The organism is Domibacillus sp. 8LH, from assembly GCF_038806185.1.
Taxonomy (GTDB): Bacteria; Bacillota; Bacilli; order Bacillales; family Domibacillaceae; genus Domibacillus; species Domibacillus indicus_A.
This window is the reverse complement of record NZ_JAVJNG010000060.1, coordinates 1-4,027: the sequence shown is the minus strand read 5'-3', so window position 1 is coordinate 4,027 and position 4,027 is coordinate 1. Positions and strand designations below refer to the sequence as shown.

At 34.0% G+C, this 4,027-nt stretch carries 6 protein-coding genes and 1 riboswitch; of the genes, 5 read left to right on the top strand and 1 reads right to left on the bottom strand.

The annotated features are described in order from the left end of the window. Positions 1–234 precede the first annotated feature (234 nt). Positions 235–320, top strand: a riboswitch (cyclic di-GMP riboswitch). 18 nt (positions 321–338) lie between these two features. After that, positions 339–485 carry a hypothetical protein gene (locus RG959_RS23740; protein ID WP_342799265.1) on the top strand — a complete coding sequence of 49 codons (147 nt, stop codon included), beginning with the start codon at positions 339–341 and terminating at the stop codon, positions 483–485. Between the two features lie 299 nt (positions 486–784). Further along, entirely contained in the window at positions 785–1,333 is a 549-nt protein-coding gene (locus RG959_RS23735; RefSeq protein ID WP_342799264.1) for an MEDS domain-containing protein, read from the top strand. Positions 1,334–1,439: 106 nt separating this feature from the next. On the opposite strand, the gene RG959_RS23730 is transcribed toward RG959_RS23735, so the two are convergent. After that, positions 1,440–1,673, bottom strand: a complete 234-nt coding sequence (locus tag RG959_RS23730; RefSeq protein WP_342799263.1) for a helix-turn-helix domain-containing protein — start codon at positions 1,671–1,673, stop codon at positions 1,440–1,442. Between the two features lie 163 nt (positions 1,674–1,836). On the opposite strand from RG959_RS23730, the gene RG959_RS23725 reads away from it, so the two are divergent. From RG959_RS23725 to RG959_RS23715, 3 genes are all read left to right on the top strand, one after another. Beyond that, complete coding sequence (locus tag RG959_RS23725; RefSeq protein ID WP_342799262.1) at positions 1,837–2,787, top strand: DUF3221 domain-containing protein; 951 nt, start codon at positions 1,837–1,839, stop codon at positions 2,785–2,787. Between the two features lie 49 nt (positions 2,788–2,836). Then, on the top strand, positions 2,837–3,244 hold the full coding sequence (locus RG959_RS23720; RefSeq protein ID WP_342799261.1) for a hypothetical protein: 408 nt from the start codon (positions 2,837–2,839) through the stop codon (positions 3,242–3,244). Positions 3,245–3,332: 88 nt separating this feature from the next. Then, positions 3,333–3,695, top strand: a complete 363-nt coding sequence (locus RG959_RS23715; RefSeq protein WP_342799260.1) for a hypothetical protein — start codon at positions 3,333–3,335, stop codon at positions 3,693–3,695. The last annotated feature ends 332 nt before the right edge of the window (positions 3,696–4,027 follow it).

Below are 4,027 nucleotides of genomic sequence, written 5' to 3'. Positions count from 1 at the left end.
TTTCTTCCATTGTAAATTTAGCCATAAAAACACCCCATAAATGTTAGTTTGGTGTCTAACATTTACGGGGCAGTTCACTTCTTACACATAGCTTTTGAAGAATTTAATAAAAAAACAGAAACTAAATAGATCGTTCACTTGAGCTGTAACATGGTTGTTTTATCTCTCCTAAATCGCTATGTAATTATGAAGTTTTTAATGTTTTTTATTAACATTCATAGTAAAATCATTACAAATAGTTAAAAGCAAACTATTCGAAAGAGTAGGACGCAAAGCCATGGGTCTAAAGCTTTTAGAGCCATGATAGCCAGGCTGCAGAAATGGAAGGCTACACCGCCATGAGTGATAAAGAAAGGCTGATTTTTAAGCAAGAGCTCACTCGCTTATATGGTGAGTGTGAACGCTGTGAAGATCCTAAGATAAAAAAAGAAATCGTTAAAGACATTACCCTTTTAAAAGAGGCTGTTCAGTTGCTTTCATACTAAACATAACGGAATTTGTTTTAATAAAAAGCTTCCATAATGATTCCCTTTTCATAAGGGTAAAGGTTCAATCGGACGAGAAACAGCCTAGAGGATCGTTAATGGTATTGCACGAGCTTGGGATTCAGGGAGCAATTGGAACGTATCCATGCGCAAGATGTACTGATACTACAGCAAATCTTTGGCTATTCAGCACCACCGGTTACTCTCTAGTATATTGGGATTAATGATGACATGGTTGATCAAGCTCTAGAATAGTTCTCTCTGTAAGTAAAAATACATAAAGTCTGTGGGGGGTAATTTTGATAGAAAAAACATCACAATTGAAAAGCAGTTTGCAAACTGCTCAAGGTCATATTTTTTATACATTTCAAGACCTGGACAAATATATAGATAATGTTGTTGAATACACAGTTTCAGGCGTTAAGCAGGGGAGCCATATTTTGTTGATTGAAAACACAAAATTACTTCCGGCCATCCAGCAAAAGCTAAAGGCTGTTCTAAGTAAAGAGCAGTTATCCAACGTACATTTTAAAAATAACTTTGATTTCTATTTTTCAAAAGGAACATTTAATCCTGTAATTGTGTTCAATCATTGTGTTCAATTTTTAGAGTCTTATATCGAAGATAACATCCCCATTCGAACATGGGGTCATATAGAATGGGGCAGCATGCAGGATGCTCAACGTGAAATAGTCCAATACGAAAATAATAGAAATGAATTAATAACTTTAAAAAATCTTACTTCTGTCTGTGCATATAGTGCAGACCGGATGCCGGAAGAATTTAAAAAGGCCTTGCTGCTATGTCACGGATTTTTTATGACCGATGATGAACTGGTGAAGCTTTAAAAAAGAGATAAGATGGGATATTCTTATCTCTTTTTGCTATCCTAATTTCCAAAAGTTTTTTGTTTTATGTGCTAAATTCAAATAAATTTTAAATTATTATATGTATTCAAGGTGGGTTCTCACCATTTATATATTGAAGTACATCCATTTTAAACTCTGCAGAGTAATTTGTATATTGAGCTTTAAAGGCGGTTATTCCATGTTCTCGAAAATTAGCTACCCATTTCTTCAACATCGTTGTACTTATTCTCATTTTTTGAGCAGTACGTTTATAGGATATATCTCCTTTAAGGTAAGCTTGAACAGCTGCAAGTTTGGTATCACTGTCATATTTAGTCATAAAAAAAACTGCACCTCCAATTGTTAGTTGTGTCTAACAATTGAGGTGCAGTTCAAAATTGAATGGTCCTTTTTTACATTGAGTGTTAACATATCAATTGTAAACTTATTCCTTTTGGGTTGCTGGGTGTATTGTTTAACACTGTAAAAGGGGGAGCTGTAATTTGAAAAATAAATTTCTTGTCGCTATACTGGCGATTATTTCAATACTAATAGGTTGTGCAGATGGAAAAGTTATCCGTTCAACCGATTCGGCTAAAGAATCATTAAGACAATTTCAAGGTTATGTTGTAGAAAAAGGGACCCAGGACGATGGAAGAGAAAAAGTATTAGTTGTAAAAGGTATTACGCAAGAGGATGCTTTAAAAGCGAGTTATGATAGCATAGCTAAGAATGAAAACCATGAAAATATTGTCTGGTTCGTCAATGATAAAAACTATTTTCAGGAAATAAAAAAAGGCGAGAAGGTAAATGTTTGGTGGAACACCGAAAAAGCTACCACTTTGCCTTCTATTCTTACCTTAGAGGCTGAAAAAGTAGAGGTAGTACAAAAATTAGAGCAAGCTACTTTAAAAGAAGAAGCTGAATCAAATGAAGATTTATCTAAAACCAACGGATATATTCAAAGTAAAAAATCCACGTCTATCTGGATTTCTTCAGAGCCAGATGATAAAAAGAATGGCACAGTATTTGATATAACAGCAATTGATAAAAACAAAGTGTCTGAATTAAAAACGGGGCAAAAAGTACAAGTTACCCACTATTCTGATTTAATGTATTCTAATCCTGCGCAAGGAACAGCAGTTGAAATTGAACTCTTGGAAGAAGGAAATGCTGTGGTGCAAGGTTATATCGTTAGGGAAGATGAAAATACAATAAGGGTTATGGACAAAATTACAAAAGAAGAAGTCGTAGGGAAAAACCAGGAAGGACTAGAAGCATATTTAAGAAAACATTATGACAGCGAAGGGTACAGTATTAGCCTGGTTAAAATCGATAAAAAAACAAAATCATTACTCCACATTGGACAAAAAGTGACGGTAACAACGGACTGGATATTTCTTACGTCGCCGTTAAGTGGAACTGCCTTAGAGATAAAAATTGAAGAAGAGTAACTGAATATAAAAAGAGGGTGTCATTTTGAATATCTTTAGACGATACTTAATGACGTGGTTATATTTTACGTTTTTATTCACGCTTGCAGCTTTTTTTCTGGATTTATTTGAGGGAAATAAAATAACCACCACAGAATACTATGGGCTACGTAATTTAGGATTTGCTTTTGTCATTTCTACCGTATTATTTGTCTTTATTCTTTATCCTGTTTCATTTTTACTTTTAACTATTTTTCTTAATAGGTTTCTAAGTTCCTTCATAACCAGAATCATTATTTATGCTGTTGCAGGGGGATTAAGTGGAATCTGGGCATTTAACAAGTTGTACGATTACCAAAATGATTATTTTATAAAGGGATATGATTTAAATATAAGCACCTCAATCATTTTGTTTGCTTTGGCAGGATTAATATATGGCTTTTTTGATAGCTATTTAAAAAAGAAATCTCTCTCATAACTGAATTCTTTTTTGTCTTTAGTTATCTAAATTCATTTAATTGATATGGTTGTTAAGCCACAGATGAGAAAGGGAGAAATGCAATACCATGAAAAGATTGAGCCTGTACTTAGCAGCAATAGTATTTTTTCTATTACCTTTATCCGGTTGTTCTGATAATCACGATATGGAAAAGAATGCTGAAGCAGACAGTTACACCAAAGTTAGGGAAAGTGCTTGGAGGTTCTTTGAAGATAAAGGATGGAACGATACCACAAAAGAGAACTGGCAGAGCGCTAAAGTAGAAAAGGTTGTTATCGATAATGGCTATGAGTTGTTAGATAAAACTTATAAAGGAAAAGAAGCATTGTCTGTTTCCTTTGAAGATAACGAAAATGTAGTAGTTGGTACACCACTAATTTTAGTCGATGCTAATACAAACAAAGTAATTGGCTATATGCCAAGTGAATAGTGAAAATGTGACCTTCACATGTATTATTAAGGAGTAAACCGATAAGGTATTAGATAAAACCTCATGCCTAAGTTATGTATGAGGTTCTTTTGTTTTTGTATGTTATCATCCTTCAAACGAATGGAGGGTAATGTCTTTAAGACCCTTTAGCTTAAAAAGGCCCCGTTCTTTTAAATATTCCGCAAAATAAAGGTCTGCTTCTTTCTTTTCATCGTATGGTTTCTTAGATAGCACAAACCCTATTTTATCTTGAGATGGATTGTCAACACTAAATCAGACAGCTTTTTTAAGGGGCGATCGTTTGTATTCAATCGGGCTTACATAGCCTAGTG